The sequence below is a fragment of the Streptomyces sp. NPDC052721 genome (genome assembly GCF_040678315.1).
Taxonomy (GTDB): Bacteria; Actinomycetota; Actinomycetes; order Streptomycetales; family Streptomycetaceae; genus Streptomyces.
Genome location: NZ_JBFATL010000002.1, coordinates 301,404 through 326,451 on the forward strand (window position 1 = coordinate 301,404; position 25,048 = coordinate 326,451).

Annotated in this window: 22 protein-coding genes, 1 tRNA gene and 1 pseudogene; 19 read left to right on the forward strand and 5 right to left on the reverse strand. The window is 72.1% G+C overall.

The window, feature by feature from the left end; genetic code table 11:
• Window positions 1–41: 41 nt before the first annotated feature.
• Window positions 42–2,906: a penicillin acylase family protein gene (locus AB0L21_RS03405; RefSeq protein ID WP_365781954.1), complete on the forward strand. Its 2,865-nt coding sequence runs from the start codon at window positions 42–44 to the stop codon at window positions 2,904–2,906.
• 70 nt (window positions 2,907–2,976) lie between these two features.
• Here the strand turns inward: AB0L21_RS03405 and AB0L21_RS03410 are convergent, their stop codons facing one another.
• On the reverse strand, window positions 2,977–3,597 hold the full coding sequence (locus AB0L21_RS03410) for a 5-formyltetrahydrofolate cyclo-ligase (protein WP_365702496.1): 621 nt from the start codon (window positions 3,595–3,597) through the stop codon (window positions 2,977–2,979).
• A 95-nt stretch (window positions 3,598–3,692) separates the two neighbouring features.
• Between AB0L21_RS03410 and galU the strand changes: the two genes are divergently transcribed.
• From galU to AB0L21_RS03450, 8 genes and pseudogenes are all read left to right on the forward strand, one after another.
• Window positions 3,693–4,604 (forward strand): UTP--glucose-1-phosphate uridylyltransferase GalU, encoded by a 912-nt coding sequence (galU, locus tag AB0L21_RS03415; RefSeq protein ID WP_365702498.1) that lies wholly within the window; start codon window positions 3,693–3,695, stop codon window positions 4,602–4,604.
• Window positions 4,601–5,923 carry a gephyrin-like molybdotransferase Glp gene (gene glp, locus AB0L21_RS03420; RefSeq protein ID WP_365702500.1) on the forward strand — a complete coding sequence of 441 codons (1,323 nt, stop codon included), beginning with the start codon at window positions 4,601–4,603 and terminating at the stop codon, window positions 5,921–5,923. Before galU ends, glp begins: the two co-directional genes overlap by 4 nt.
• A gap of 84 nt (window positions 5,924–6,007) precedes the next feature.
• A complete protein-coding gene (moaC, locus tag AB0L21_RS03425; protein ID WP_030650393.1) occupies window positions 6,008–6,520 on the forward strand; it encodes a cyclic pyranopterin monophosphate synthase MoaC in 513 nt (170 codons plus the stop codon).
• On the forward strand, window positions 6,517–7,020 hold the full coding sequence (locus AB0L21_RS03430) for a MogA/MoaB family molybdenum cofactor biosynthesis protein (protein ID WP_365702502.1): 504 nt from the start codon (window positions 6,517–6,519) through the stop codon (window positions 7,018–7,020). The genes moaC and AB0L21_RS03430 overlap by 4 nt, the downstream gene beginning before the upstream one ends.
• Window positions 7,021–7,040: 20 nt before the next feature.
• Window positions 7,041–7,655, forward strand: coding sequence for a GNAT family protein (locus AB0L21_RS03435; RefSeq protein ID WP_365702504.1), 615 nt, complete (start codon window positions 7,041–7,043; stop codon window positions 7,653–7,655).
• 176 nt (window positions 7,656–7,831) lie between these two features.
• Complete coding sequence (gene glpR / locus AB0L21_RS03440) at window positions 7,832–9,070, forward strand: gephyrin-like molybdotransferase receptor GlpR (protein WP_365781956.1); 1,239 nt, start codon at window positions 7,832–7,834, stop codon at window positions 9,068–9,070.
• Window positions 9,071–9,162: 92 nt separating this feature from the next.
• Window positions 9,163–9,236, forward strand: a tRNA-Ala gene (locus AB0L21_RS03445).
• Between the two features lie 27 nt (window positions 9,237–9,263).
• Window positions 9,264–9,722, forward strand: a pseudogene (locus tag AB0L21_RS03450) (LysR family transcriptional regulator); the annotation flags it as partial.
• A 49-nt stretch (window positions 9,723–9,771) separates the two neighbouring features.
• Here AB0L21_RS03450 and AB0L21_RS03455 read toward each other — a convergent pair.
• Window positions 9,772–10,248: a GNAT family N-acetyltransferase gene (locus AB0L21_RS03455; protein ID WP_365781958.1), complete on the reverse strand. Its 477-nt coding sequence runs from the start codon at window positions 10,246–10,248 to the stop codon at window positions 9,772–9,774.
• Window positions 10,249–10,328: 80 nt separating this feature from the next.
• On the opposite strand from AB0L21_RS03455, the gene AB0L21_RS03460 reads away from it, so the two are divergent.
• Window positions 10,329–11,132, forward strand: coding sequence for an exodeoxyribonuclease III (locus tag AB0L21_RS03460; protein WP_365781960.1), 804 nt, complete (start codon window positions 10,329–10,331; stop codon window positions 11,130–11,132).
• On the opposite strand, the gene AB0L21_RS03465 is transcribed toward AB0L21_RS03460, so the two are convergent.
• Window positions 11,129–11,749 (reverse strand): MerR family transcriptional regulator, encoded by a 621-nt coding sequence (locus tag AB0L21_RS03465; protein ID WP_365702582.1) that lies wholly within the window; start codon window positions 11,747–11,749, stop codon window positions 11,129–11,131. The genes AB0L21_RS03460 and AB0L21_RS03465 overlap by 4 nt on opposite strands.
• A 177-nt stretch (window positions 11,750–11,926) precedes the next feature.
• Between AB0L21_RS03465 and AB0L21_RS03470 the strand changes: the two genes are divergently transcribed.
• The 4 genes from AB0L21_RS03470 (at window position 11,927) to AB0L21_RS03485 (ending at window position 15,622) form a co-directional block, all read left to right on the forward strand.
• Window positions 11,927–13,456 (forward strand): NAD(P)/FAD-dependent oxidoreductase, encoded by a 1,530-nt coding sequence (locus tag AB0L21_RS03470; protein ID WP_365702513.1) that lies wholly within the window; start codon window positions 11,927–11,929, stop codon window positions 13,454–13,456.
• Window positions 13,453–14,406: an alpha/beta hydrolase gene (locus AB0L21_RS03475; RefSeq protein WP_365781962.1), complete on the forward strand. Its 954-nt coding sequence runs from the start codon at window positions 13,453–13,455 to the stop codon at window positions 14,404–14,406. The genes AB0L21_RS03470 and AB0L21_RS03475 overlap by 4 nt, the downstream gene beginning before the upstream one ends.
• Window positions 14,403–15,287: an SDR family oxidoreductase gene (locus AB0L21_RS03480; protein ID WP_365781964.1), complete on the forward strand. Its 885-nt coding sequence runs from the start codon at window positions 14,403–14,405 to the stop codon at window positions 15,285–15,287. The genes AB0L21_RS03475 and AB0L21_RS03480 overlap by 4 nt, the downstream gene beginning before the upstream one ends.
• 89 nt (window positions 15,288–15,376) lie before the next feature.
• On the forward strand, window positions 15,377–15,622 hold the full coding sequence (locus AB0L21_RS03485) for a hypothetical protein (RefSeq protein WP_365781966.1): 246 nt from the start codon (window positions 15,377–15,379) through the stop codon (window positions 15,620–15,622).
• An 80-nt stretch (window positions 15,623–15,702) separates the two neighbouring features.
• Here the strand turns inward: AB0L21_RS03485 and AB0L21_RS03490 are convergent, their stop codons facing one another.
• Window positions 15,703–18,990 (reverse strand): S41 family peptidase, encoded by a 3,288-nt coding sequence (locus AB0L21_RS03490; RefSeq protein WP_365702521.1) that lies wholly within the window; start codon window positions 18,988–18,990, stop codon window positions 15,703–15,705.
• Window positions 18,991–19,169: 179 nt separating this feature from the next.
• On the opposite strand from AB0L21_RS03490, the gene AB0L21_RS03495 reads away from it, so the two are divergent.
• From AB0L21_RS03495 to AB0L21_RS03515, 5 genes are all read left to right on the forward strand, one after another.
• Window positions 19,170–19,772 carry a TetR/AcrR family transcriptional regulator gene (locus AB0L21_RS03495; protein WP_365702523.1) on the forward strand — a complete coding sequence of 201 codons (603 nt, stop codon included), beginning with the start codon at window positions 19,170–19,172 and terminating at the stop codon, window positions 19,770–19,772.
• 97 nt (window positions 19,773–19,869) lie between these two features.
• Window positions 19,870–22,074: an MMPL family transporter gene (locus AB0L21_RS03500; protein WP_365781968.1), complete on the forward strand. Its 2,205-nt coding sequence runs from the start codon at window positions 19,870–19,872 to the stop codon at window positions 22,072–22,074.
• Between the two features lie 87 nt (window positions 22,075–22,161).
• The gene (locus AB0L21_RS03505) at window positions 22,162–22,650 is read left to right on the forward strand and encodes a YbaK/EbsC family protein (RefSeq protein WP_365781970.1); all 489 of its coding nucleotides are present in this window, start codon (window positions 22,162–22,164) and stop codon (window positions 22,648–22,650) included.
• Window positions 22,647–23,492 (forward strand): DMT family transporter, encoded by an 846-nt coding sequence (locus tag AB0L21_RS03510; protein ID WP_365781972.1) that lies wholly within the window; start codon window positions 22,647–22,649, stop codon window positions 23,490–23,492. The genes AB0L21_RS03505 and AB0L21_RS03510 overlap by 4 nt, the downstream gene beginning before the upstream one ends.
• A gap of 78 nt (window positions 23,493–23,570) precedes the next feature.
• Window positions 23,571–23,846 (forward strand): DUF1876 domain-containing protein, encoded by a 276-nt coding sequence (locus tag AB0L21_RS03515; protein WP_365702531.1) that lies wholly within the window; start codon window positions 23,571–23,573, stop codon window positions 23,844–23,846.
• 32 nt (window positions 23,847–23,878) lie between these two features.
• Here AB0L21_RS03515 and AB0L21_RS03520 read toward each other — a convergent pair whose 3' ends face one another.
• Window positions 23,879–25,039, reverse strand: a complete 1,161-nt coding sequence (locus AB0L21_RS03520; protein ID WP_365781974.1) for a serine hydrolase domain-containing protein — start codon at window positions 25,037–25,039, stop codon at window positions 23,879–23,881.
• Window positions 25,040–25,048: the final 9 nt, after the last annotated feature.

Consider the following 25,048-nt stretch of genomic DNA (forward strand, 5'->3'; position numbering starts at 1 on the left):
CAGCCCGACCTGCCGCTCGCGTTAGGACAGCAAGGACAGCGATGCCCCCCAACACCACCGCCACCACGGGTGACACCGCCACAACGGGTGCCACGTCCGTCAAGTCCGGCAGGAAGAAGGGGCGCAAAGCCCGACTCATCGTGCTGGTGCTGGTCCTGGCCCTCATCGGAGGCGTCGCCTACGGGGCGTACTGGTCGATCAGCACCGTCCGCGCCTCCTTCCCGCAGACCACCGGTTCGATCAAGCTCGACGGCCTGTCCGGGCCGGTCGACGTCAAGCGGGACGGCCATGGCATTCCGCAGATCTACGCGTCCTCGGACGAGGACCTGTTCATGGCGCAGGGCTACGTCCAGGCGCAGGACCGGTTCTACGAGATGGACGTGCGCCGGCACATGACCTCCGGGCGCCTGTCGGAGATGTTCGGCAAGAGCCAGGTCGAGAACGACGCGTTCCTGCGCACCCTCGGCTGGGACCGGATCGCGCGGCAGGAGTACGACACCAAGCTGTCGGCCTCCAGCAAGAAGTACCTCCAGGCCTACGCCAAGGGGGTCAACGCCTACCTCCAGGGCAAGGACGGCAAGGACATCTCCCTGGAGTACGCGGCGCTGGGCCTCACCAACGACTACACGCCGGAGAAGTGGACCCCGGTCGACTCCGTCTCGTGGCTGAAGGCGATGGCCTGGGACCTGCGCGGCAACATGCAGGACGAGATCGACCGCGCCCTCATGACCAGCCGCCTCGGCCCGCAGCAGATCCAGGACCTGTACCCGGCGTACCCCTACGGCCGCAACAAGCCGATCGTCCAGGAGGGCCAGTACGACGCGGTGACCGAGGCCTTCCGGCAGAGCGGCGCGACAGGTTCCGCCGCGGGCTCGACCGGCACCACGGGCACGACCGGCACCACGGGCACGACGGGCACCCAGGGCACGACCGGCGGGGCCACGGGCTCTTCTCAGGGCACCACGGGCACGACCGGCTCCTCCACCTCGGCCGGGACCGGTTCGGCCCTCACGAGCCAGCTCGGCGGCCTCTACAGCGTCCTGGACGACCTGCCCACGGCCGTCGGCGTGAACGGCCAGGGCATCGGCTCCAACTCCTGGGTGGTCGCCGGGAAGTACACCATCACCGGCAAGCCGCTGCTCGCCAACGACCCGCACCTGTCGGCGTCCCTGCCGTCCGTCTGGTACCAGATGGGCCTGCACTGCCGGACCGTCTCCAGCACGTGCCAGTACGACGTCAGCGGCTACACGTTCGCCGGCATGCCCGGTGTGATCATCGGCCACAACGCGAAGATCGCCTGGGGCCTGACCAACTCCGGCGTCGACGTCACCGACCTCTACCTGGAGAAGGTGAGCGCGAACGGCTACCTGTACGACGGCAAGGTCCGCCCGTTCAAGACCCGCGAGGAGACCATCAAGGTCGCCGGGGGCGCGGCCAAGACGATCGTCGTCCGGCAGACCCAGGACGGGATGCCGCTGCTGTCCGACCGTGACGACGAACTCGTCCAGGTCGGCAAGAAGGCCACCGTGAACACCGCCGCGCCCGACCGCGGCGACGGCTACGGCATCGCCCTGCGGTGGACCGCGCTCGACCCGGGCACGACCATGGACGCCGTGTTCGCCCTCGACAAGGCCGGGGACTGGAGCGACTTCCGCGCGGCGGCGGCCCTGTTCGACGTGCCCTCGCAGAACCTGATCTACGCCAGCACGGACAACCACATCGGCTACACGCTGCCCGGCCGGATCCCCACCCGCTCCGCCAAGGACTCCGGCGCCGTCCCGGTGCCGGGCTGGGACTCGCGGTACCGCTGGAAGGGCTTCATCAAGCAGGACGAACTGCCCTACGAGTACGACCCCGAGCGCGGCTACGTCGTCACCGCCAACCAGGCCGTGGTCGACCCGGCCACGTACCCGTACACCCTCACCACCGACTGGGGCTACGGCACCCGCAGCCAGCGCATCACCGACCTGATCGAGTCCAAGATCAAGGACGGCGGCAAGATCTCCACCGACGACATGCGGCAGATGCAGCTGGACAACAGCAGCGAGATCGCCAAGCTCCTGGTGCCCAAGCTGCTGAAGATCAACCTGGACGACCCGGACGTCCGTGAGGCGCAGAAGCTGCTGGAGGGCTGGGACTACACCCAGGACGCCGACTCCGCGGCGGCCGCGTACTTCAACGCCGTCTGGCGCAACATCCTCAAGCTCGCCTTCGGCAACAAGCTCCCCAAGGAGCTGCGCGTCAAGGGACAGTGCCTGTGGGTCGACAAGATCGACAGCACCGGCCCGGTGGACGACGACACCAAGGTGCGCGAGTGCGGCCAGCGCGACGCCGACCAGGCGCAGCCGGACGGCGGCGACCGCTGGTTCGAGGTCGTGCGCACCCTGATGGACAAGCCGGACAGCGACTGGTGGAAGACGCCCAAGTCGGGCACCCGCCCCGCCGCCGAGAACCGCGACCAGCTCTTCGCCCGCGCCATGATCGACGCCCGCTGGGAGCTGACCGCCAAGCTCGGCAAGGACATCGACACCTGGAGCTGGGGCCGTCTGCACCGGCTGTTCCTGAAGAACCAGACGCTCGGCACCGAGGGTCCCAAGGCCCTGCAGTACCTCCTCAACCGCGGCCCCTGGAAGCTCAGCGGCGGCGAGGCGACGGTGAACGCGACCGGCTGGAACGCCGCCGGCGGCTACAACGTGGTCTGGGTGCCGTCCATGCGGATGGTCGTCAACCTCGCCGACCTCGACAAGTCCAAGTGGATCAACCTGACCGGCGCCTCCGGGCACGCCTTCAGCGCGCACTACACGGACCAGACGAGCAAGTGGGCCAAGGGCGAGCTGCTGCCCTGGTCGTTCTCGGGCAAGGCGGTGGACAAGAGCACGAGCGACACACTGGTCCTCAAGCCCTGACCACCGGCACAGAGCGATGAAACGGCCCTCCGCGCGCGCGTGGAGGGCCGTTCCGCGTCGAGGGAGGGGGTCAGCTGTGCGGGAAGCGGCGCACTCCCGACGGCGTCACCACCGCGTGCACCGGCTTGTCGTGCGCCTCCGCCGGGACGCGCGCGACGACCTCCGTGTCGTACAGCAGCACCACGAGCCGGGGGCGCGCGCCCGCGCGCTCCAGCCGCGCCAGCACCCGGTCGTACGACCCTCCGCCGCGCCCCAGGCGCATCCCGCGCGCGTCCACCGCGAGCCCGGGCAGCAGGACCACCTCCGCGTCCGTCACGGCGTCCGGGCCGAGACGCGGACCGGAGGGCTCGAAAAGCGCCATCTTGCCGCCGTGTCGCACCCGCGCGAGGGAGTCCGGGCCGGCGTACTCGCCCCAGTCCAGGTCGTTGTCGGGCAGCAGCGCGGGGAGCAGGACGCGCACGCCCCGCGCGCGCAGCGCGTCCAGCAGCGCGAGCGTGCCGGGTTCGCTGCCCACCGAGACGTACGCGGCCACCGTGCGACCGCGCGCCAGCTCGGGCAGCTCCAGGGCGCGCTCCGCCAGCGCGCGGCCCGCCACGCGGACGTCATCCGCCGTCAACCTGTTCCTCACCGTGCGGAACTCTCGCCGCAACACGCGCTTGTCAGGCTCGCCCGTACGTCCGTCGTGTTCCACTGGTCTTCCTCGCGCCCTTCTTAATGCAGGCCATATAAGGGACAAGCAACCTGAGCCACAGATTCCCCACAAAGGCACCGGATATGGTTGCGGGCATGACTCAGTCCCACCCCAGGATCAGCAAGGCTGTCATTCCGGCAGCCGGCCTCGGCACCCGGTTCCTGCCGGCTACCAAAGCCACTCCCAAGGAGATGCTGCCGGTCGTAGACAAGCCGGCGATCCAGTACGTGGTCGAGGAGGCCGTGTCGGCGGGGCTCGACGACGTCCTGATGATCACCGGGCGCAACAAGCGTCCCCTCGAGGACCACTTCGACCGCAACTACGAGCTGGAATCGGCGCTGGAGAAGAAGGGCGACGCCGAACGGCTCGCGAAGGTGCAGGAGTCCAGCGACCTGGCCACCATGCACTACGTGCGCCAGGGCGATCCCAGGGGTCTCGGGCACGCCGTGCTGTGCGCCGCCCCGCACGTCGGCCACGAGCCCTTCGCCGTCCTCCTCGGTGACGACCTGATCGACCCGCGGGACCCGCTGCTCGCGCGCATGATCGAGGTCCAGGAGCGGCACGGCGGCAGCGTGGTCGCCCTGATGGAGGTCGCGCCCGAGCAGATCCACCTCTACGGCTGCGCGGCCGTGGAGGCCACCGCCGACGGTGACGTGGTGAAGGTGACCGGACTGGTCGAGAAGCCGGACCCGGCGGACGCCCCGTCGAACTACGCGATCATCGGCCGCTACGTCCTCGACCCGCACATCTTCGACATACTGCGCAAGACCGAGCCGGGCCGCGGCGGCGAGATCCAGCTCACCGACGCCCTCCAGCAGCTCGCGCAGGACGAGAAGGTCGGCGGCCCGGTGCACGGCGTCGTCTTCGAGGGCCGCCGCTATGACACCGGTGACCGTGGCGACTACCTGCGTGCCATTGTCAGACTCGCGTGCGAACGTGAGGACCTGGGCCCGGACTTCCGGACCTGGCTTCGCAGTTACGTAGCCGAGGAGATGCAGCAATCTTGAGCAGCGCCGCGACCCGCCCCGCAGGCCCGGACGACCTGTGGTCGGTGGACGAGCACCTGGAGGACATCCTCTCGACCGTCCGCCCCCTCGAACCCATCGAGCTGCAACTGCTCGACGCCCAGGGCTGCGTCCTGGTCGACGACGTCACGGTGCCGGTGTCCCTGCCGCCGTTCGACAACAGCTCCATGGACGGGTACGCGGTGCGGGTCGCGGACGTGGCGGGCGCCGCGGAGGAGTTCCCGGCCGTCCTGGAGGTCGTCGGGGACGTCGCGGCCGGCGCGGCCGACCTGGTGCGGGTCGGACCCGGACAGGCCGCGCGGATCATGACCGGCGCGCCGCTGCCGCCCGGCGCCGAGGCCGTCGTCCCCGTCGAGTGGACCGACGGCGGGCTCGGCGAGGGCCCGGTCAGCGGGATGCGGGCGCGCAGCCTGGCCCCCGAGGGCGCCGAGGGGCACGTGCACGTGTACCGCCCCGCCGAGGCACGCGCGCACGTGCGGGCCAAGGGCAGCGACGTGAAGGCCGGGGACCTCGCACTGGAGGCCGGGACGATCCTCGGTCCGCCGCAGATCGCGCTGCTCGCCGCGATCGGCCGCGGCACGGTGCGCGTGCGCCCCCGCCCGCGCGTGGTCGTGCTGTCCACCGGCAGCGAACTCGTCCAGCCCGGCGAGCAACTGGCCGGCGGACAGATCTACGACTCCAACAGCTTCGCGCTCACCGCCGCCGCACGGGACGCCGGTGCCATCGCCTACCGGGTGGGCGCCGTCGCCGACGACGCGGACATCCTCCGCTCCACCATCGAGGACCAGCTCATCCGCGCCGACCTGCTGGTGACCACGGGCGGGGTGAGCGTCGGGGCGTACGACGTCGTCAAGGAGGCCCTGTCGTACGCCGGGGACGCGGACGAGGCGGGCAGCGGCGTCGAGTTCCGCAGGCTCGCCATGCAGCCCGGCAAGCCCCAGGGCTTCGGTTCCATCGGCCCGGAGCACACCCCGCTGCTGGCGCTGCCCGGCAACCCGGTGTCGTCGTACGTCTCCTTCGAGCTGTTCGTCCGGCCCGCCATCCGCGCGCTGATGGGCCTCACGGACCTCCACCGGCCCCGCGCGCGGGCCGCCCTCAGGGCCGGCGAGGCGCTGCGCTCGCCGAAGGGGCGCCGCCAGTTCCTGCGCGGCACGTACGCCGACGGCGAGGTGACCCCCGTGGGCGGTGCCGGTTCCCACCTGATCGCCGCGCTGGCGCAGGCGGACGCGCTGATCGTCGTGCCCGAGGACGTGGAGTCCGTCGAGCCCGGCAGCGAGGTCGAGGTGGTCCTGCTCGGCTGAGCCCCGCTGGTTGGCGGTACCGTGTCGCGCACAGCAGGCCCGCGCGCCGCACCGCGCCGGGCCCGGACCGGGAGCGCCACAGCCATGACCCAGCCTTCCCGGGGGGAGACCCCCGGAGCCCCTGCGCAGGACCGACTGACGCACATCGACGAGGCGGGCGCGGCCCGCATGGTCGACGTGTCCGGGAAGGACGTGACCGCGCGCACCGCCCGCGCCAGCGGCCGGGTCCTCGTCGCACCACGCGTGGTCGAGCTGCTGCGCGGCGAGGGCGTACCCAAGGGGGACGCCCTGGCCACCGCGCGGATCGCCGGGATCATGGGCGCCAAGCGCACGCCGGATCTGATCCCCCTGTGCCACCCGTTGTCGGTGTCCGGTGTGACACTGGATCTGTCGGTCGCGGACGACGCCGTGGAGATCCGGGCCACGGTGAAGACCACGGACCGCACGGGCGTCGAGATGGAGGCCCTCACCGCCGTGACGGTCGCCGCGCTCACCGTGATCGACATGGTCAAGGCGGTCGACAAGGGGGCGGTCATCACGGACGTACGGGTGGAGGAGAAGACGGGCGGCAAGTCGGGCGACTGGAGCCGGGCATGACCTACCGAGCTCTGGTGATCACCGCTTCCAACCGGGCCGCCGCGGGCGTCTACGCGGACAAGGGCGGCCCGCTGATCGCCGACGGCCTCAGGAGCCTCGGCTTCGACGTCGACGGCCCGCGGATCGTCCCCGACGGCGACCCCGTGGAAGCGGCCCTGCGCGCGGGCGTCGCCTCCGGGTACGACGTCGTCGTCACCACCGGCGGCACCGGCCTGTCGCCCACCGACCGCACCCCCGAGGCGACCCGCGCGGTGATCGACCACGAGGTGCCGGGCATCGCGGAGGCCGTCCGCGCGTACGGCCGGGAGAAGGTGCCGACCGCCGCGCTGTCCCGGGGTCTGGCCGGAGTGGCCGGGCGCACGCTGATCGTCAACCTGCCCGGGTCGACCGGCGGGGTCCGCGACGGCCTCGCCGTGCTGGAGCCCCTGCTGACCCATGCCGTCGACCAGATCCGCGGCGGTGACCACCCGAGACCGGGCAGTACGGGGGGTGCGAGCTGAACAGCCCTTCCTGGCCCGTCGTGCTGGCGGACGGCGATGTCGTCCTCCGGCCGATAAAGCTGCGCGACCAGCGGGCCTGGCGCGAGGTGAACCGGCGCAACCGCGACTGGCTGCGCCCGTGGGAGGCGACCATCCCGCCGCCCACGCCGAGCGGACCGATCGCGCACCGGCCGACCTACCGCCAGATGGTCCGGCATCTGCGCTCCGAGGCGAACGCGGGCCGGATGCTGCCGTTCGTCATCGAGTACCAGGGGCAGCTGGTCGGGCAGTTGACGGTCGCCGGGATCACCTGGGGGTCGATGTGCTCGGGGCACGTCGGGTACTGGGTGGACGAGGGCGTGGCCGGGCGCGGGGTGATGCCGACGGCCGTCGCGCTCGTGGTGGACCACTGTTTCCGCACCGTCGGCCTGCACCGCATCGAGGTCTGCATTCGCCCCGAGAACCGGCCGAGCCGGCGGGTCGTGGAGAAACTCGGATTCCGCGAGGAGGGGCTCCGGCCGCGTTATCTGCACATCGACGGCGCCTGGCGCGACCATCTCGTCTTCGCGCTCACCGCGGAAGAGGTGCCCGACGGGTTGCTCACGCGGTGGAAGCGGGCACGCTCTCGCGGGAGTCAGCGCACCGAGAGCCAGTGAATTGAATATATGTTCGAAAATGATCGGCTGTTGACCGTCTCGGGGTACTGAATTCCCGGCTGCGGCGGTCCTCTGATCGCAAGGGTCGCAAAAAATGCTGGAAATATGAGCCAGATCGTGCGACACACCGGCCCAATTGGCGGATGGCCTCACGCAAACCCCTCTACGGTGTGAGCGTGAGCAGCAGCGGCCTCATCTACGCAGTCATTGTCGGGGCCTGGGCCGCCTACTTGGTGCCGATGTGGCTCCGTAGGCAGGACGAGCTGAACGAGGCCCGTCCGACGGAACGCTTCAGTACCGCCATCCGGCTGCTGTCCGGACGGGCGGGTATGGAGCGCCGGTACGCCAGGGACCTGCGGGCGCGCTCCGCCCATGAGGGGGAGCCGGACGCCGTGGATCCGGACGCCGTCACCGACTCGGTGGACGTCCGGGCCTTCGCCGTGCCTCCGACCCGTCGTCAGGTGGCCGCGGAGGCCGGGCCCGAGGCGCCCGGCGGCACCGAAGCGGCAGGCGACCACGCCTCCGTACCGGCGTCCCGGCCCGCCCCCGCGCCCGTGCACGCGTCCGGGACCCCACCGGCCCAGCAGCGTGAACCGGCAGCACGGAGCGTGCCCTCGGCGCAGTCGGCCGCGGCACGCGCCCAGCGCTCGAAGGTGCTCGCGCGCCGCCGGCGCACCACCGTGATGCTCTTCCTCGCCTTCACACTCGGCGCGATCGTCGCCGCCGTCGGCGGCCTCGCCTTCCTCTGGGCGCCCGGCGTGCCCGCCGTGCTGCTCAGCGCCTACATCGCCTATCTGCGGGCGCAGGAGCGCCGCCGGTTCGCCTACCAGATGGACCGGCGCCACGCCGAGGCCGCCGCCCAGCGCCTGCGCGCGCGCCGGCGCGTGGCCCTCGACACGGGACCGGGCGCCGGGGAACCGGAGGAGGGCCAGGCCACCGAGACCGACACCGGCGTGTCCGCGCTCGCCGCCGACCGGCGCGCCCTCGTCGAGCAGACCGACCACGCCGAGTGGGTCGACCAGCAGCGCGAGCGGCAGCGGCGGCCCGGTCACGGGGACAGCTGGGACCCGGTCCCGGTGCCACTGCCGACGTACGTGACCGCGCCCGTCGCCCCGCGCGCCACCTCCGACGTGGATCTCGCGGCGCCCGACACCTGGAGCTCGGCGCGGTCCAGCACGGTCGTGCCGGAGCACGAGGCGGGCCGCGCACCGGAGAGCGAGGCGCGGGAGCCGCAGCCGGAGCCGGTGTCCGGGGAGAAGGAGGAGAAGGCGGCCGACGGACGCCCCCACGCCCGGACCCGCTCGCGCGGCGGGGCCTCCACCGCGGCCGCCGCCCGCCGGGCACGGGAACGCGGACGCACGCCCCTCTTCGACCAGTACGAGGACGGCGACCGCCCGCGCGCGGCCAACGAGTGACCCGCATCACCCCCTGGAACCCCCGTCCTGACCAGTCAGGGAGCGGATTTCCAAGCACCCCGATCGGGATGCTAAAGTTTCACTCGTTGCAAGGGCCTGTGGCGCAGTCCGGTAGCGCACCTCGTTCGCATCGAGGGGGCCAGGGGTTCAAATCCCCTCAGGTCCACTGCACGACGAGATCCCGTCGGTCATCATGACCGGTCGGGATCTTCGTCGTTTCCGGGACGGCCGGGGATGTGTCCCGGACATCTCCGGGGCAGCCGGGGCACTGGGGCGGGGGACAACCGTGGAGATACGCCACCTGGTGACGTTCCAGAAGGTCGCGGCGCTGCCGAGCTTCACGCGCGCCGCGGAGGAACTCGGCTACGTCCAGTCGAGTGTGACGGCGCAGATCCGCGCGCTGGAGACCTCGCTGGGAACGGAACTCTTCGACCGGCTCGGCGGACGCGTCCGGCTCACGCCCGCCGGGGAGAACTGCTGGAGTACGCCGAGCAGATCCTGGCGCTCGTCGAGGCGGCGCGCGCCGATGTGGCCGGCGGCGACGGCCTCCCTGCGGCCGAGCCTGTGCGCGGACACCCGGCAGGCGCTCCGCCAGGGCACCTTCGACATCGTCTTCCTCCTGGAGGAGGAGACGCGGCACCCGGGTCTGGAGACGGTGGTGCTGGCCGAGGAGCCGCTGACCCTCGTCGCCGCCCCGGAAGTCAGAGCCGCTTGGCGTAGCAGAGGCTGTCCTCGTAGTGCCGGTAGTAGCCGAACTTCGCGCACGGCTCGTAGCCGCTGGAGGTGTACAGGGCGATGGCCTCCGGCTGCTTGGTGCCGGTCTCCAGGACCATGCGGACCCGGCCGGCCATACGGGCGTCCTCCTCCAGGGCCGCGAGCATGCGGCGGGCCAGGCCCCGGCCGCGCATCTCCGCGACGACGTACATCCGCTTGAGTTCCGCGTCGCCGTCCTCGTTGCCCTCCTCGTTGCGGTCCTGGCTGCGCCAGCCGCCGGTGGCCACGGGGCGGTCGCGCTCGTCGTACGCGATCAGGTACACGCCCCGGGGCGGGTCGAAGTCGGCGGCGTCCAGGACCGTGGCGTCGCCCCCGTCGCCGTAGCGCTGGTGGTATTCGGCCTGGACCTCGTCGTTGAGCTTCACGGCGTCGGGGTGATCGAAACGAACGCGGCGGATAATCATGCTGGGCATCGTACTTCTATGCAGTCGGCGGGGGTCCCGCATTTTGTGGACCCGGACCAGTGTGCCGGTATCGTGCCCGGGTGCTGACTGTGACCTCGGTGAACGTGAACGGGCTGCGGGCCGCCGCGAAGAAGGGCTTCGTGGAATGGCTCGCCGGGACGGACGCGGACGTCGTCTGCCTGCAGGAGGTGCGCGCCGAGCCGCACCAGCTGCCCGAGGAGGTCCGCCGGCCCGACGGCTGGCACGTCGTCCACGCCCCGGCCGCCGCCAAGGGCCGCGCGGGCGTCTCCCTCTACACCCGGCGCGAGCCCGACCGCGTCCGGGTCGGCTTCGGCTCCGCCGAGTTCGACGGCAGCGGGCGGTACGTCGAGGCCGAGCTGCCCGGTGTCACCGTCGCCTCCCTCTATCTGCCCTCCGGCGAGGTCGGCACCGAGCGGCAGGACGAGAAGGTCCGCTTCATGGGCGCGTTCCTGGCCCACCTGAAGGAGCTGCGCGAGCGGGCCGCCGCCGACGGGCGCGAGGTCCTGGTCTGCGGCGACTGGAACATCGCCCACCGGCAGGCCGACCTCAGGAACTGGCGCGGCAACACCAGGAACTCCGGCTTCCTGCCCGAGGAGCGGGACTGGCTCGGCCGGGTGTTCGCCGCCGAGGACGGCGGCTACGTCGACGTGGTCCGCGCCCTGCACCCGGACGCGGAGGGTCCGTACACCTGGTGGTCGTACCGGGGGCGGGCTTTCGACAACGATTCGGGTTGGCGCATCGACTACCACGTCGCCACGCCCGGGCTCGCCGGCAAAGCGGTCAAGGGTTTCGTCGAGCGCGCGGCCACGCACGCCGAGCGCTGGTCGGACCACGCGCCGGTCACGGTCGTCTACGACCTCTAGTCCCGCTTGTTCAGCCGGCGGTCCAGTGCCAGCGAGAGTTCCGCCTCCACGACGCTGCGGGCCAGCGGGCGCAGCCGTCGCAGGTCCTCCTCGGGGCCGTGGCGGAGGATCAGGTCGGTGAAGAGTTCGGCCAGGGCGTCGGCGTGTTCGCGGACGCGGGCGCCGGCCGTCAGCACCTCGGCGAGCGGGATGCCCTCGCGGACCAGCGCGGAGGAGACGTCCAGCAGGCGCCGGCTGATGTGGACGATCTCGTCGCCGTCGGTGCCGAGGTAGCCCAGCTCCAGGGCGGCGGCCAGGTTCTCGGGCGTGACCTCGCCCTCGAAGCGGGCGGCGAGTTCCTCGGGGGTGAGGCGGACGGGCTCCTCCTCGGTGGGGGTGCCGACGCCGAGCAGGTCGGCGACATCGCGGCCCTGGTCGAGGGCGTCCGCGAGTTCCGCGATGCCGTTAAGGGTGTGGCCGCGCTCCAGGAGTGCCGCGATGGTGCGCAGCCGGGCCAGGTGGTGGTCGTCGTACCAGGCGATTCGGCCCTCGCGGCGGGGTGGCCGTATCAGCTTGCGTTCGCGGTAGAAGCGCAGGGTGCGCACGGTGATGCCCGCCAGCCGGGCCAGCTCCTCCATGCGGTACTCGCGCCTGACCATGGGGTGTTCCGGGTCCTCTGCCACGACCGCAGCCTATGGCGTACCGACGGTAACTTCCTTCTCCCGCCCCCTACCGCTCAGTAGGCGGCTGCTCTACAGTCCCATTGCGCCAGTGTTCACTGGCAGAGTTCCTAGGTGATGCGTGGAGGCTTCGGGATGGCCGAGCACGAGCATGTACGGGTGGCGGTGATCGGGTCCGGGTTCGGCGGGCTGGGGGCCGCCGTGCGGCTGCGCCGCGAGGGAATCACCGACTTCGTCGTCCTGGAACGGGCCGACAGCGTCGGCGGCACCTGGCGGGACAACAGTTACCCCGGGTGCGCCTGTGACGTGCCCTCGCACCTCTACTCCTTCTCCTTCGCGCCCAACCCGGACTGGCCGCGCACCTTCTCCGGGCAGCCGCACATCCGCGCCTACCTGGAGCACGTCACCGACCTCTTCGGACTGCGCCCGCACCTCCGCCTCGACTCCGAGGTCAAACTGATGACCTGGGACAACGAGCACCTGCGGTGGAACATCGAGACCACCCGCGGCGCGCTGACCGCCGACGTCGTCGTCTCCGCCACCGGGCCGCTGTCCGACCCGAAGATCCCCGACGTCCCCGGCCTCGCCTCCTTCCCGGGCAAGGTGTTCCACTCCGCCCGCTGGGACCACGACTACGACCTGCGCGGCAAGCGGGTCGCCATGGTCGGCACCGGCGCCTCCGCCATCCAGATCGTCCCCGCCATCCAGCCGCAGGTCCGCCGGCTCACCCTCTTCCAGCGCACCCCGCCCTGGGTGCTGCCCCGCGTCGACCGCGCCATCAGCGGCGCCGAGCGCTGGCTGCACCGGCGGCTGCCCGTCACCGCCCAGGCACGGCGCGGACTGCTGTGGGGCATCCGGGAGCTCCAGGTGCAGGCGTTCACCAAGCACCCGGACGAACTCGGCCTGGTCGAACAGCTCGCCAAGCGGAACATGGCCCGCGCGATCAAGGACCCGGCCCTGCGCGCCAAGCTCACCCCGGACTACCGCATCGGCTGCAAGCGGATCCTGCTGTCCAGCGCGTACTACCCGGCGCTGGCCGAACCGAATGTGGACGTCGTCGCCAGCGGGCTGAGCGAGATCCGCGGATCCACGGTCGTGGCGGCCGACGGCACCGAGGCCGAGGTCGACGCGATCGTCTTCGGCACCGGCTTCCACGTCACGGACATGCCCATCGCCGAGCGCGTGGTCGGCGCGGAGGGCATCACGCTCGCGGAGTCCTGGAAGAACGGCATGCGGGCGCTGCGCGGCGCCTCGGCGGCCGGGTTCCCGAACTGGATGACGATCATCGGGCCCAACACCGGCCTCGGGAACTCCTCCATGATCCTCATGATCGAGTCCCAGCTCACCTACATGGCGGACTATCTGCGCCAGCTCGACGTCCTGGGCGGCCGTACCGCCCTCGACGCCCGGCCGGCCGCCGTGGAGGCCTGGAACGACCGGGTGCAGGAGCGCATGAAGCGGACCGTGTGGAGCACCGGCGGCTGCACCAGCTGGTACCTGGACGCGAGCGGCCGCAACACCACCATCTGGCCCGGTACGACGACCGAGTTCCGGCGCGCCACCCGGCGGGTGGACCTCGCCGAGTACGAGGTCCTCCGGAAGCCCGCGCCGGTGTCCGGCCCCGGCGCCGACGCGGCCGGCCGGAAGAGCGGGGCCGCCGCATGAGCCGGAGCGCCCACGTCACCTCCGGCCCCTACGCCCCGCCCGCCCCGGCCCGCACCCTCACCGCCGTCTCCGCCGACGGCGGGCGGCTGCACGTCGAGGTGCACGGCCCCGCGGACGCGCCACCGGTCGTCCTCTCCCACGGCTGGACCTGCTCGACGGCGTTCTGGGCGGCCCAGATACGGGACCTGGCCGCCGACCACCGGGTGATCGCCTACGACCAGAGGGGGCACGGGCGCAGTCCCGCGAGCCCCGCCTGCACCACCCGGGCGCTGGCGGACGATCTCGAAGCGGTGCTCGCGCAGACCCTGACGCGCGGGGAGAAGGCGCTTGTCGTCGGTCACTCCATGGGCGGCATGACGGTCATGGCCGCGGCCGAGCGCCCCCGCTTCCGGGAGCACGCCGCCGCCGTCCTGCTGTGCAGCACGGGGAGTTCACGGCTGGTCGCCCAGTCGCGTGTGGTGCCGTTGCGCGCCGGGCGCGTGCGCACCTGGATCACCGGGCGCGTGCTCGGTTCCCGCGCGCCCCTCGGGCCGGTCACACCGGTCGCGCGGAGCATCCTCAAGTACGCGACGATGGGCCCCGGTTCCGCCCCGCACATGGTGGAGGCGTGCGCGCGGATCGTGCACGCCTGCCCGCGCGCCGCGCGGCACGCATGGTCGGCCGTCCTCGCCGCGCTCGATCTCGACCACGGCATACGGCGGTTGAGCGCGCCCACCGCCGTGCTGCACGGCGCGTCCGACCGGCTCACGCCTCCGGTGCACGCCCAGGCGCTGGTCGCCGCGCTGCCGCACTGCGTCGGCCTCACCGAGCTGCCCGGCGTCGGCCACATGACCCCGATCGAGGCCCCGGAGCTGGTGACCGCCCGCATCCGGGAACTCGTCGGCACGTATGTCACGGGGGCTGTCCCCGAACACGGTTCCACCCCCGCGCAGATCAAGGAGAGCGCATGAGCAGGGTCAGCCTCGAAGGGCAGGTCGCGGTCGTCACGGGAGCGGCGCGCGGCGTCGGTGAGCTGCTGGCGCGCAAACTGTCCGCGCGCGGCGCGAAGGTCGCGCTGGTCGGGCTGGAGGAGGAGGCGCTGAAAGAGGTCTCCGGGCGGCTGCACAGCGACAGCGCCCACTGGTACGCCGACGTCACCGACCACGAGACGATGAGCAGGGTCGCCGAGGAGGTGAAGGAGCGGTTCGGGAAGGTCGACATCGTGGTCGCCAACGCCGGTGTGGCGACGGGCGGTCCGTTCGCCGACTCCGATCCGCAGGCCTGGCGGCGGGTGATCGAGGTGAACCTCATCGGTTCGGCGGTGACCGCGCGGGCGTTCCTGCCGGTGCTCGTGGAGAGCCGCGGCTATCTCCTCCAGATCGCCTCGCTCGCCGCGATCACACCCGCGCCGATGATGACGGCGTACTGCGCGTCCAAGTCGGGCGTGGAGGCGTACGCGCACAGTCTGCGCGCCGAGGTGGGCTACCAGGGCGTCCGTGTCGGCGTCGGATATCTGTCCTGGACCGACACCGACATGGTGCGCGGCGCCGACCAGGACGACGTCATGCGGGAACTGCGGCAGCGGCTGACGTGGCCGGCGAACAAGACGTACCCGCTGGGCCCGACGGTGGACCGGCTGGTCGACGGGATCGAGCGGCGCTCGGCGCATGTGTACGGGCAGTGGTGGCTGCGCGGCATGCAGGGGGTGCGCGGATATCTGCCGGCGCTCATCGGGGCGGTCGGGCAGCGCGAGATGAAGCGGTTCGCGCCCCGCCTGAAGGGCATGCGTTCCGGGCTCGTCGGCGCAGGTGGGGCGGCCGACGAGGCGGTCCGTGCTACGCACGGTAACTGATCGACATGCAGGCTGTGTTCGCCCGTGTGAATCTGGTCGAGGCCCCACCGACGGGGCCGGACCCCCACTCATCACGGGAGTGAACCCACATGGGTATGAAGGACCAGTTCCAGGAGAAGTCGCGCCAGGCCAAGGAGAAGATGGACCAGGGCCGCGAGAAGGCCGGCCAGCGCGGTCAGCAGCAGGGCCGCCAGGGTCAGCAGCAGGGCCGCCAGGGCCAGCAGCAGGGCCGCCAGGGCCAGCAGCCGCCGGAGCGGGGCGGCCAGAACTACCGTGACGTCGAGGACACGGAGCAGCAGATGGAGGACCGGTTCGACCGGGACTACGACGCCTGACCGCTGCGCTCGGCTTCGGCCGGTCGGCGTGGGGTGCCCTTCTTCCAGGAGGGTGCCCCGCGTCGGTTCTGGGGGGTGATTCACGAAGTCGCCCTCGGGGGCAGCTTCGGGCGGGACCTGTTCGGGACGTCGCTGTAGGTCGGGGGGATCGCCGCCGGGTTGGACTCCAGGAGTTCCAGGGCGAGTTCCACCGCGTCGGCGAGCTGGGCGTGGCGGCCCTCCGCCCAGTCCAGGGGGGTGCGCAGGATCTCCAGGTCGGGGGCGACGCCGTGGTTCTCCACGGACCAGCCGTAGGCGTCGAACCAGGCCGCGTTCATGGGTACGGTGATGACCGTGCCGTCGCCGAGGCGGTGCCGGCCGGTCATGCCGACCACTCCGCCCCAGGTGCGCTGGCCGACGACCGGGCCGAGCTTCAGCAGCTTGAAGGCGGCGGTGATCATGTCGCCGTCGGAGGAGGTCGCCTCGTCGGCCAGGGCGACCACGGGCCCGCGCGGGGCGTTCGAGGTGTACGACACCGGTTGCGCGTCGCGGGTCAGGTCCCAGCCCAGGATCGTCCGGGTCAGCTTCTCGATGACGAGTTCGCTGATGTGGCCGCCCGCGTTGCCGCGCACGTCCACGATCAGCGCCGGCCGGGACACCTCCATGCGCAGATCGCGGTTGAACTGGGCCCAGCCGGAGCCGCCCATGTCGGGGATGTGCAGGTAGCCGCACTTGCCGCCGCTCAACTCGCGTACGACCTCGCGGCGTTTGGCCACCCAGTCCTGGTAGCGCAGCGGTCGCTCGTCGACGAGCGGGACGACGGCGACCCGGCGGGCGTGCCCGGTCTCGTCCTCGGACGGTGTGAACGTCAGCTCCACCGTCGTACCGCCCGAGCCGGCCAGCAGTGGATACGGGCCGGTCACCGGGTCGACCGGGCGGCCGTCGACGTGGGTGAGGACGGCGCCCTCGCGGATGCCCGTGCCGGCCAGCGGTGAGCGGGCCTTGGAGTCGGAGGAGTCGCCGGCGAGGATGCGCTTGACCACCCAGCGGCCGTCCCGGCGGACGAAGTTGGCGCCGAGGAGGCCCTGCCAGCGCTGGTAGTGCGGCGGGCCCTCGTTGCGGCGGGCGGCGGTGACGTAGGCGTGCGAGGTGCCCAGCTCGCCGAGGACCTCGCGGAGCAGGTCGGCGAACTCGTCGGGGGACGCGACCCGTTCGACCAGTGGACGGTACTGGTCGAGCACCGCGTCCCAGTCGATGCCGCACATGCCCGGCTCCCAGAAGTAGGCGCGGATCAGGCGGCCCGCCTCGGCGTAGGCCTGGCGCCATTCGGCGGGCGGGTCGGCCTGGTGCAGGATGCGGCGCACGTCGATCCAGACGGTCGAGTCGGCGTCGCCGATCTCGGTCGACGGCACCGCCCGCAGGTCGCCCTCGTCCACGACGACCAGCCGGGTGCCGTCGCCGCTCACCGTGAACCAGTCCAGGTGGTCGACCAGTTCGGACTTCTTCGCCTTGGCGATGTTGAAGTACTCCAGGGTCGGGCGTCCGCTGATGTCGGCCGGATTGACGAAGGTCTCGCCGAGCGCGCCGGAGATCGGCCAGCGCAGCCAGACCAGGCCGCCGCCCGCGACCGGGTACAGCCCGGAGTACTTGGAGGCGATCACCGGGAACGGCGTGACCCGGTTCGCCAGCCCCTCCACCTCGACCATCACCGCGCCTGCCTCGCCGGTCTCCTCGTCCTCCAGCGGATCGAGCCCGCCGGCGGCCGGGCGGCCCTCGGGGTTGAGGGCGAACGGGGACGGGGTCGCGGAGGAGAGCGGGACGAGGTACGGGCGGCAGCCGAGCGGGAAGGACAGGTCGCCGGTGTGCACGTCGTAGACCGGGTCGAAGCCGCGCCAGGACAGGAAGGCGAGGTAGCGGCCGTCGCGGGTGAAGACCGGGTTCTCGTCCTCGAAGCGGCCGTTCGTCACGTCCACGATCAGCCGGTCCTTGATGCGGGCCAGCTTGATCTTGCGCAGGGAGCGGCCGATGCCGGGGTGCGACCAGGTGAGCCAGGACCCGTCGGGGGAGAAGGCGAGGTCGCGGACCGGGCCGTTGATGGACCGGATCAGCTCGGTGATCCCGGTCCCCGCCTCGGCGGTGTCCGGCTCCGTCGCCCCCTCCTCCGGCTCCGTCGCCCCCTCCTCCGGCACGTCGATCAGCAGCAGCCGCCCGTCGTGGGAGGCCACGGCCAGGCGTTCGCCCTGGGGGTCGCAGGCCATCTCCAGGATCCGGCCCAGCGCGCCGGAGGCCAGCCGCCGGGGCGCGCGGTCGCCGGTGGCGCGGGGCAGGTGGGCGATCTCGACGGCGTCCTCGCCCTCGGCGTCGGTGACGTAGGCGACCTGCCCGCTGGAGCCCAGCATCTCGGGCAGCCGTGCCCGGACGCCGGGCGTGTCGGTGATCGTACGGGCCGGTCCGTCGCGGTGGGTGAGCCAGTACAGGCTGCCGCGGACGACGACCGCGCTGGCCCGGCCGGTCTCGTCCACGGAGATGCCGTCGATGTTCTGTGCGGCCGGCACCTGATAGCGGCGGCGGCCGGTGCGCGGTCCGGCGAGCCGGATGTCGAGCTTGCGCGGCATCCCGCCCGGGGAGAAGTCGTCCACCAGCCACAGGTCGCCCGCGCACTGGTAGACCACCCGGTCGCCGTCACCGGAGGCGTGCCGGGCGTAGAAGGCGTCGTGGTCGGTGTGCCGGCGCAGGTCGGTGCCGTCGTAGGCGCAGGAGTAGAGGTTGCCGACGCCCTCGTGGTCGGAGAGGAAGGCGATCCGGCCGGCGACGAACAGGGGGCAGGCCAGATGGCCGTCGAGGTCCGGCAGCAGGCGCTGCCCGTGCAGCCACAGGCGGCCCATGGCACCGCCGCGGTAGCGCTTCCAGGAGGCCGGTTCGTGCGGCGGGGTACCGGTGAGCAGCAGGGTCTTGTGCTCGCCGGCGATGTCGGCGCACTGGATGTCGGCGACCGGGCCCCAGGGCAGCCGCCCGCCCGGGTCGCCGTCGGCGGGGACCTTGTAGGCCCAGGTGAAGTGGGAGAAGGGCTGGCCGTGGGAGGCCACGGCCAGGATGTCGCTCTCCGGGGTCCAGCCGCACACCTGGGTGTCGGCGCTGCCCCAGTAGGTCAGCTGGCGTCCGGGGCCGCCGTCGACGTCGACGAGGTGGATCTCGGGGACGAGGCTGCGCCAGGTCGTGTAGGCGATCCGGCGGCCGTCGGGCGAGAAGCGCGGGTGGCCGGTCTTGGTGCGGTCCGCGGTGAGCCGCCAGGCGCGGCCCGGGGCGTCGAGGGGGGCCAGCCAGAGGTCGTCCTCCGCGACGAAGCACAGCAGGTCGCCGCTGAGGTGGGGAAGGCGCAGATAGCTCACGTCCCCATGCTTTTCCGGTCACACGGCACCAGCAACTCGGGGCCCGCGCTGTCCCGTTCCTTACAGGTCCTTCACCTTCGTGACCCAGCACACGTACGAAACCGTTTCGTTTCGTTGATGCACGGGGTATCTTCATGGATGTACGAAGAAGAAGCTCCGGAAGCGGGAAGGTGACGGGCATGACCGAAGCTGTCGCGGCGACACGTCGCAGCCGGATCACGCCCGAGCGCGAGGCCGAGCTGTACGAGGCCGTGCTCGACCTGCTCCGCGAGGTCGGCTACGACGCCCTCACCATGGACGCCGTGGCCGCCCGCACCCGGTCCAGCAAGGCCACGCTCTACCGCCAGTGGGGCGGCAAGGCCGAACTGGTCGCCAAGGCCGTGCGGCACACCAAGCCGGGCCGGGCCGGAGACGTCGACACCGGCTCCCTCAAGGGCGACCTGCACGCGATCACCCTGCGTGCGGACGACTGCGAGATGGAACAGAGTTCCGCGCTGATGCGGGGCCTGGCCATGGCGGTGCACGGCAACCCGGATCTGCTCAAGGCGTTCCGCGAGCACCTCATCGAGCCGGAGACGGCGGAGTTCCACCGTGTGCTGCGACGGGCGATCGACCGGGGCGAGGTCCGTGCGGACAACCCCGCGATCGGGTTCGTGATGCACATGATGATCGGCGGGTTCGCCGCGCGCACCATGATCGACGAACAGCCGCCGACGCAGGACTTCCTCCTTTCGTACATCGACGCCGTGGTCCTCCCCGCCCTCGGCGTTCCCGCGAGCTGAACGCTCTTCCCCGGCAAGCCCACCACCTGACGTCACCGCTCACGTCGTCGGGCTGATCACCCCTGCCCACCAACGACCTGACCGGGAGTACGCCTCCGTGGCCACGTTCCTCTACAAACTCGGCCGCCTCGCCTTTCGGCGACGGCACTTCGCCGCCCTCATATGGGTCGCGCTGCTCACCCTCGCCGGGGTGGGCGCCGCCTCCGCGCCGGCCGCCGGCAACACGTCCTTCTCCATCCCCGGCACCGAGGCCCAGAAGGCCTTCGACCTGCTGGAACAGCGCTTCCCCGGGATGAGCGCCGACGGCGCCACCGCCCGGGTCGTCTTCAGGGCCCCGAAGGGCGAGAAGATGACGGACGCCGTCAACAAGGCGACCGTCGAGAAGACCGTCAAGGAGCTGGGAAGCGGCTCCGAGGTCGTCTCCGTCGCCGACCCCTACACCGGGCACGCCGTCAGCGAGAACGGCACCATCGCCTACGCCTCGGTGAAGTACAAGGTCTCCGGCATGGAGCTGGAGGACTCCTCCAAGGACGCCCTGAAGGACGCGGCCCAGGACGCGCGGCACGCGGGCCTCACCGTCGAGATCGGCGGTGACGCGCTGACCGCGACCCCCGAGACCGGCTCCAGCGAGATCATCGGCATCGCGGTCGCCGCGGTCGTCCTCGTCATCACCTTCGGTTCGCTGCTCGCGGCCGGGTTCCCGCTGCTCACCGCCATCGTCGGGGTCGGCATCGGCGTCTTTGCGATCACCGCGCTCGCCGGCGCCCTGGACCTGGGCTCCACCACCTCCACCCTGGCCTCGATGATCGGCCTCGCCGTCGGCATCGACTACGCCCTGTTCATCGTCTCCCGCTACCGCGCCGAACTCGCCGAGGGCCGCGAGCGCGAGGACGCGGCCGGACGCGCCGTCGGCACGGCGGGCTCGGCGGTCGTCTTCGCCGGCCTCACCGTCGTCATCGCCCTGGTCGGTCTGTCCGTCGTCAACATCCCGATGCTGACGAAGATGGGCATCGCCGCGGCGGGCACCGTCGCCATCGCCGTCCTCATCGCCCTGACCATGATCCCGGCGCTGCTCGGCTACGCCGGCCGCAGGATCAAGCCGGCCGGTCAGAAGAGCAGGCTGCTCGGCGGCGGCCGTACGCCGAAGAAGCCGGGCCGCCCCAACATGGGCACCCGCTGGGCCGGCTTCGTCGTCCGCCGCCCGGTCGCCGTCCTGCTGCTCGGGGTGCTCGGCCTCGGCGCGGCGGCGATCCCGGCCGCCTCCCTGGAACTGGGCCTGCCCGACGACGGCTCCCAGCCGGCCTCCACCACCCAGCGCCGCGCCTACGACCTCCTCTCCGAGGGCTTCGGGCCCGGCTTCAACGGCCCGCTGATGATCGTCGTCGACGCCAAGGACAGCGCCGACCCCAAGGCCGCGTTCGCCGAGGTCGGTGACGAGATCAAGGGCCTGAAGGACGTCGTCACGGTCACCCCGGCCACGCCCAACAAGGCCGGCGACACCGCGACGATCACGGTCGTCCCCGACTCCAAGCCGTCCTCGACCACCACCGAGGACCTGGTGCACGCCATCCGCGACAAGGGCGCGGACATCGCCCGGGAGACCGGCTCCCAGGTCCTGGTCACCGGCTCGACGGCGATGAACATCGACGTCTCGCAGAAGCTGAACGACGCGCTCCTGCCGTACCTGGCCCTCGTGGTCGGCCTGGCCTTCCTCCTGCTGATCGTGGTCTTCCGCTCGATCCTGGTCCCGCTGAAGGCGGCGCTCGGCTTCCTGCTCAGCGTGATGGCGGCCCTCGGCGCCGTGGTCGCGGTCTTCCAGTGGGGCTGGCTGTCCGGCCTGATGAACGTCGAGGAGACCGGCCCGGTCATGTCGATGATGCCGATCTTCATGGTGGGCGTCGTCTTCGGCCTCGCGATGGACTACGAGGTGTTCCTCGTGACCCGTATGCGCGAGGCCCACGTCCACGGGGAGAAGCCCAGCCAGGCGGTGGTGACGGGCTTCAGGCACGGCGCCCGGGTCGTGACCGCCGCCGCCGTCATCATGATGGCCGTCTTCTCCGGCTTCATCGGCTCCAGCGAGTCGATGGTCAAGATGATCGGCTTCGGCCTCGCCATCGCCGTCTTCTTCGACGCGTTCCTCGTCCGCATGGCCATCGTCCCGGCGGTCCTCGCGCTGCTCGGCAAGCGGGCCTGGTGGCTGCCGAAGTGGCTGGACCGCGCGCTGCCCAACGTGGACGTGGAGGGCGAGGGCCTGCGCGCCCACGCCGACCCCGAGGAAGAGAAGGAGCTGGTACGCGCCTGACGTACCGCTGCTGACACAGAGCCGCGGGTGAGGGTGCCCGTGGGGACGGGGCTGCACCCTCACCGGCTTTCCCGCTAGCGTGCGCGTATGACGACGACCGCTCATCCTCGATTCGCCGCCGCCGTGGAGGAGTCGGGACTGGGGGAGTTGCTGCCCCGGGTCCGGAGCTTCCCCGAGGCCACCCGGACCGCCGCCGAGGCCGCCGCCGCCATCGGGTGCGAGCTGAGCCAGATCTGCAAGTCGCTGGTCTTCGCCGCCGACGGGGTGCCCGTGCTGGTGCTCATGGACGGGGCCTCGCGGGTGGATGTCGAGCGGGTGCGGCGGGAGCTGGGGGCCGGGAGGGTCACCCGGGCCGACGCCGGGCTCGTGCGCGAGACCACGGGGTACGCCATCGGCGGGGTGCCGCCCTTCGGGCACCGCACGCGCACGCGTGTCCTCGCCGACCGTTCGCTGCTCGCGCACGATGTGGTCTGGGCGGCGGCCGGTACGCCGTACAGCGTCTTCCCGATCGAGCCGAAGGAACTCGTCGCCCACGCGGGCGCGACGCTGGTGGACGTGCGCGAGCAGCGCGGGTGACGCCGCTGGTCGCGACGGCGGTCCTGCTCGCCGCCGTCACGCACGCCAGCTGGAACGCCATCGCGCACCGCATCACCGACAAGCTCGTCGGCTTCGCCCTGATCTCCGGCGGCGGGCTGCTGATCGGGCTCGCGGCGGCACCGTTCACCGCGTTCCCGGCGGGGCCCGCCTGGCCGTACCTGTTCGCCTCGGCCGCCGTGCACATCGCCTACTACGCGCTGCTGATGACCTCGTTCCGGCTGGGCGACTTCGGGCAGGCGTACCCCATCGCGCGGGGCAGCGCCCCGCTCGTGGTCACCGTGCTCGCCGCCGTCTTCGCGCACGAGGTGCCCGGCGCCTGGGCGAACGCCGGCATCGCCGTGTCGTGCCTGGGGCTCAGCGGGGTCGGGCTGTGGGGGCTGCGCGGGAAGCGGCCCGAGTGGGCAGCGATCGGCGCGGCCCTCGGGACCGGGCTGACCATCGCCGTGTACACCGTCATCGACGGCATGGGCGTACGGGCCTCGGGCACGTCCCTCGGGTACGTCGCCTGGCTCATGGCCGTCCAGGGGGCGGTGCTGCCCGCGTTCCTGTACGCACGCGCGCGTGCCGGCACGGCGCGGCTGCTGCGGCCGTACGCCGTCCTCGGGCTGCTCGGCGCCGCCCTGTCCGTCGCCGCGTACGGCCTGGTGCTGTGGGCGCAGACCAGGGCCGCGCTCGCCCCGGTCGCGGCCCTGCGCGAGTCGTCCATCATCGTCGGCGCGGCCATCGGCGCGCTCTTCTTCAAGGAGCGCTTCGGGGCGCCCCGGATCGCGGCGGCGGGCCTGGTGGTCGTGGGGATCGGGCTGATGCTGCGGGCCGGTTAGCGCGGCGCCCGGCGCCGACATGACGGGCCGGGGTGCCGTGGCGCACCCTGGAAGCAGCGATTTTCGGAGGTGGTCGTCATGATGCACACCGCTGTGGGATGGCACGTCGAGCTGGAGTTCATGGAGGACGATCAGCACACGCGCGCGGTGGCCCTGGTGCGCTTGCCCGACGGCTCCGAGGTACGGGCCCACGGCCGTGCCAGCCGGCACAACGTCGACGCGAACCAGCCCCGGGTGGGCGAGGAGATCGCCGGTGCCCGTGCCCTCAACGAACTGGCCATGCAGCTGCTGACCAAGGCCCACGAGGAGATCGACCAGGCGTCCGGACGGACGTCGCACCCGATCCACGTGTGACACGCGCCCGGCGTGCGCCGAGGGCGCGCGGCTCAGGCGAGCGCCGTGCGGACCGCTCGTACCAGCGCCTGCGCCCTCGGGTCCGCCGTGACGCTCTGCCGGAATCCGTTGGTGACGTAACCGAAGGCGATGCCGGTCTCCGGGTCGGCGAAACCGAGCGCGCCGCCGCGTCCGGGATGGCCGAAGGAGGCGGGGGAGAGCAGCGGGGACGCGGCGCCGTGCAGCATGTGACCGAGGCCGAAGCGGGTGCCCACCACCAGGACCCGGTCCGGTCCGGCGGACTGCTCCGTGCGGGCCAGTTCCGTGGTCTGCGGGGTGAACAGCCGGGTCCCGCCGTCGACGTCGCCGATGAGCGAGGCGTAGAAGCGGGCCAGTCCGTCGGCCGTGGCGATGCCGTTGGAGGCGGGCAGGGCGGCGGCGCGGTAGCCGGGGTCGTTCTCGTCGGGGAGCGGGGTGATCGCGGCGAAGGCGCGGCGGGTCAGGGAGTCCGGGTCGGCGTAGGCCTCGGCCACCGCCCGCTTGGGGCGGGTCTTCAGGCCGCCCGCGGTCTCGGGCGCGTCCACCGGGCCGACGCGGCCCACGCGCGCGTGCTCCGACTCCGGCAGGCCGAGCCACAGGTCCGCTCCGACCGGCCGGGCGATCTCGTCCGCGATCCAGTCGCCGGCCGGGCGGCCGGTGATCCGGCGGAGCAGTTCGCCGGTGAGCCAGCTGTAGGTCTGGGCGTGGTAGCCGTGGTCCGTGCCCGGCTCCCACACGGGCGCCTGCGCGGCGACGGCGGCGGCACCCAGGTCGGGGTCGGCGGCCTGCGCCGGGGTCAGCGGGCGGTCCAGCACGGGCACGCCCGCGCGGTGCGCGAGCAGGTCCCGCACGCGCGTGTGCTCCTTGCCGGCCGCCTTGTACTCCGGCCAGTACGTGCCGACCGGTGCGTCCAGGTCCAGTTCGCCGCGCTGGTGCAGGAGCAGCAGCGCGGCGGCGGCCACGCCCTTGGTGGCGGAGCGCACGATCTGCGCGGTCCCGCGCTGCCAGGGAGCCGTTCCGTCCACGTCCCGGGTGCCGGCCCACAGGTCCACGACCCGGTGTCCGTCCCGGTAGACGGCGACGGCCGCTCCGCGCTCGCCGAGCAGCGCGAAGTTCGCGGCGAACGCCTCCCTGACCGGCTCGAAGCCCTCGGCCACAGTGCCGTTCACGTCCACGCCCGCCGT

Bases quoted from the DNA above. Each gene is read 5' to 3' on its own strand.
- AB0L21_RS03405 (WP_365781954.1), top strand. From the start codon at position 42: ATGCCCCCCAACACCACCGCCACCACGGGTGACACCGCCACAACGGGT.
- galU (WP_365702498.1), top strand. From the start codon at position 3,693: ATGACTCAGTCCCACCCCAGGATCAGCAAGGCTGTCATTCCGGCAGCC.
- moaC (WP_030650393.1), top strand. From the start codon at position 6,008: ATGACCCAGCCTTCCCGGGGGGAGACCCCCGGAGCCCCTGCGCAGGAC.
- AB0L21_RS03430 (WP_365702502.1), top strand. From the start codon at position 6,517: ATGACCTACCGAGCTCTGGTGATCACCGCTTCCAACCGGGCCGCCGCG.
- AB0L21_RS03455 (WP_365781958.1), bottom strand. From the start codon at position 10,248: ATGATTATCCGCCGCGTTCGTTTCGATCACCCCGACGCCGTGAAGCTC.
- AB0L21_RS03465 (WP_365702582.1), bottom strand. From the start codon at position 11,749: ATGGAGGAGCTGGCCCGGCTGGCGGGCATCACCGTGCGCACCCTGCGC.
- AB0L21_RS03470 (WP_365702513.1), top strand. From the start codon at position 11,927: ATGGCCGAGCACGAGCATGTACGGGTGGCGGTGATCGGGTCCGGGTTC.
- AB0L21_RS03475 (WP_365781962.1), top strand. From the start codon at position 13,453: ATGAGCCGGAGCGCCCACGTCACCTCCGGCCCCTACGCCCCGCCCGCC.
- AB0L21_RS03480 (WP_365781964.1), top strand. From the start codon at position 14,403: ATGAGCAGGGTCAGCCTCGAAGGGCAGGTCGCGGTCGTCACGGGAGCG.
- AB0L21_RS03485 (WP_365781966.1), top strand. From the start codon at position 15,377: ATGGGTATGAAGGACCAGTTCCAGGAGAAGTCGCGCCAGGCCAAGGAG.
- AB0L21_RS03495 (WP_365702523.1), top strand. From the start codon at position 19,170: ATGACCGAAGCTGTCGCGGCGACACGTCGCAGCCGGATCACGCCCGAG.
- AB0L21_RS03505 (WP_365781970.1), top strand. From the start codon at position 22,162: ATGACGACGACCGCTCATCCTCGATTCGCCGCCGCCGTGGAGGAGTCG.
- AB0L21_RS03515 (WP_365702531.1), top strand. From the start codon at position 23,571: ATGATGCACACCGCTGTGGGATGGCACGTCGAGCTGGAGTTCATGGAG.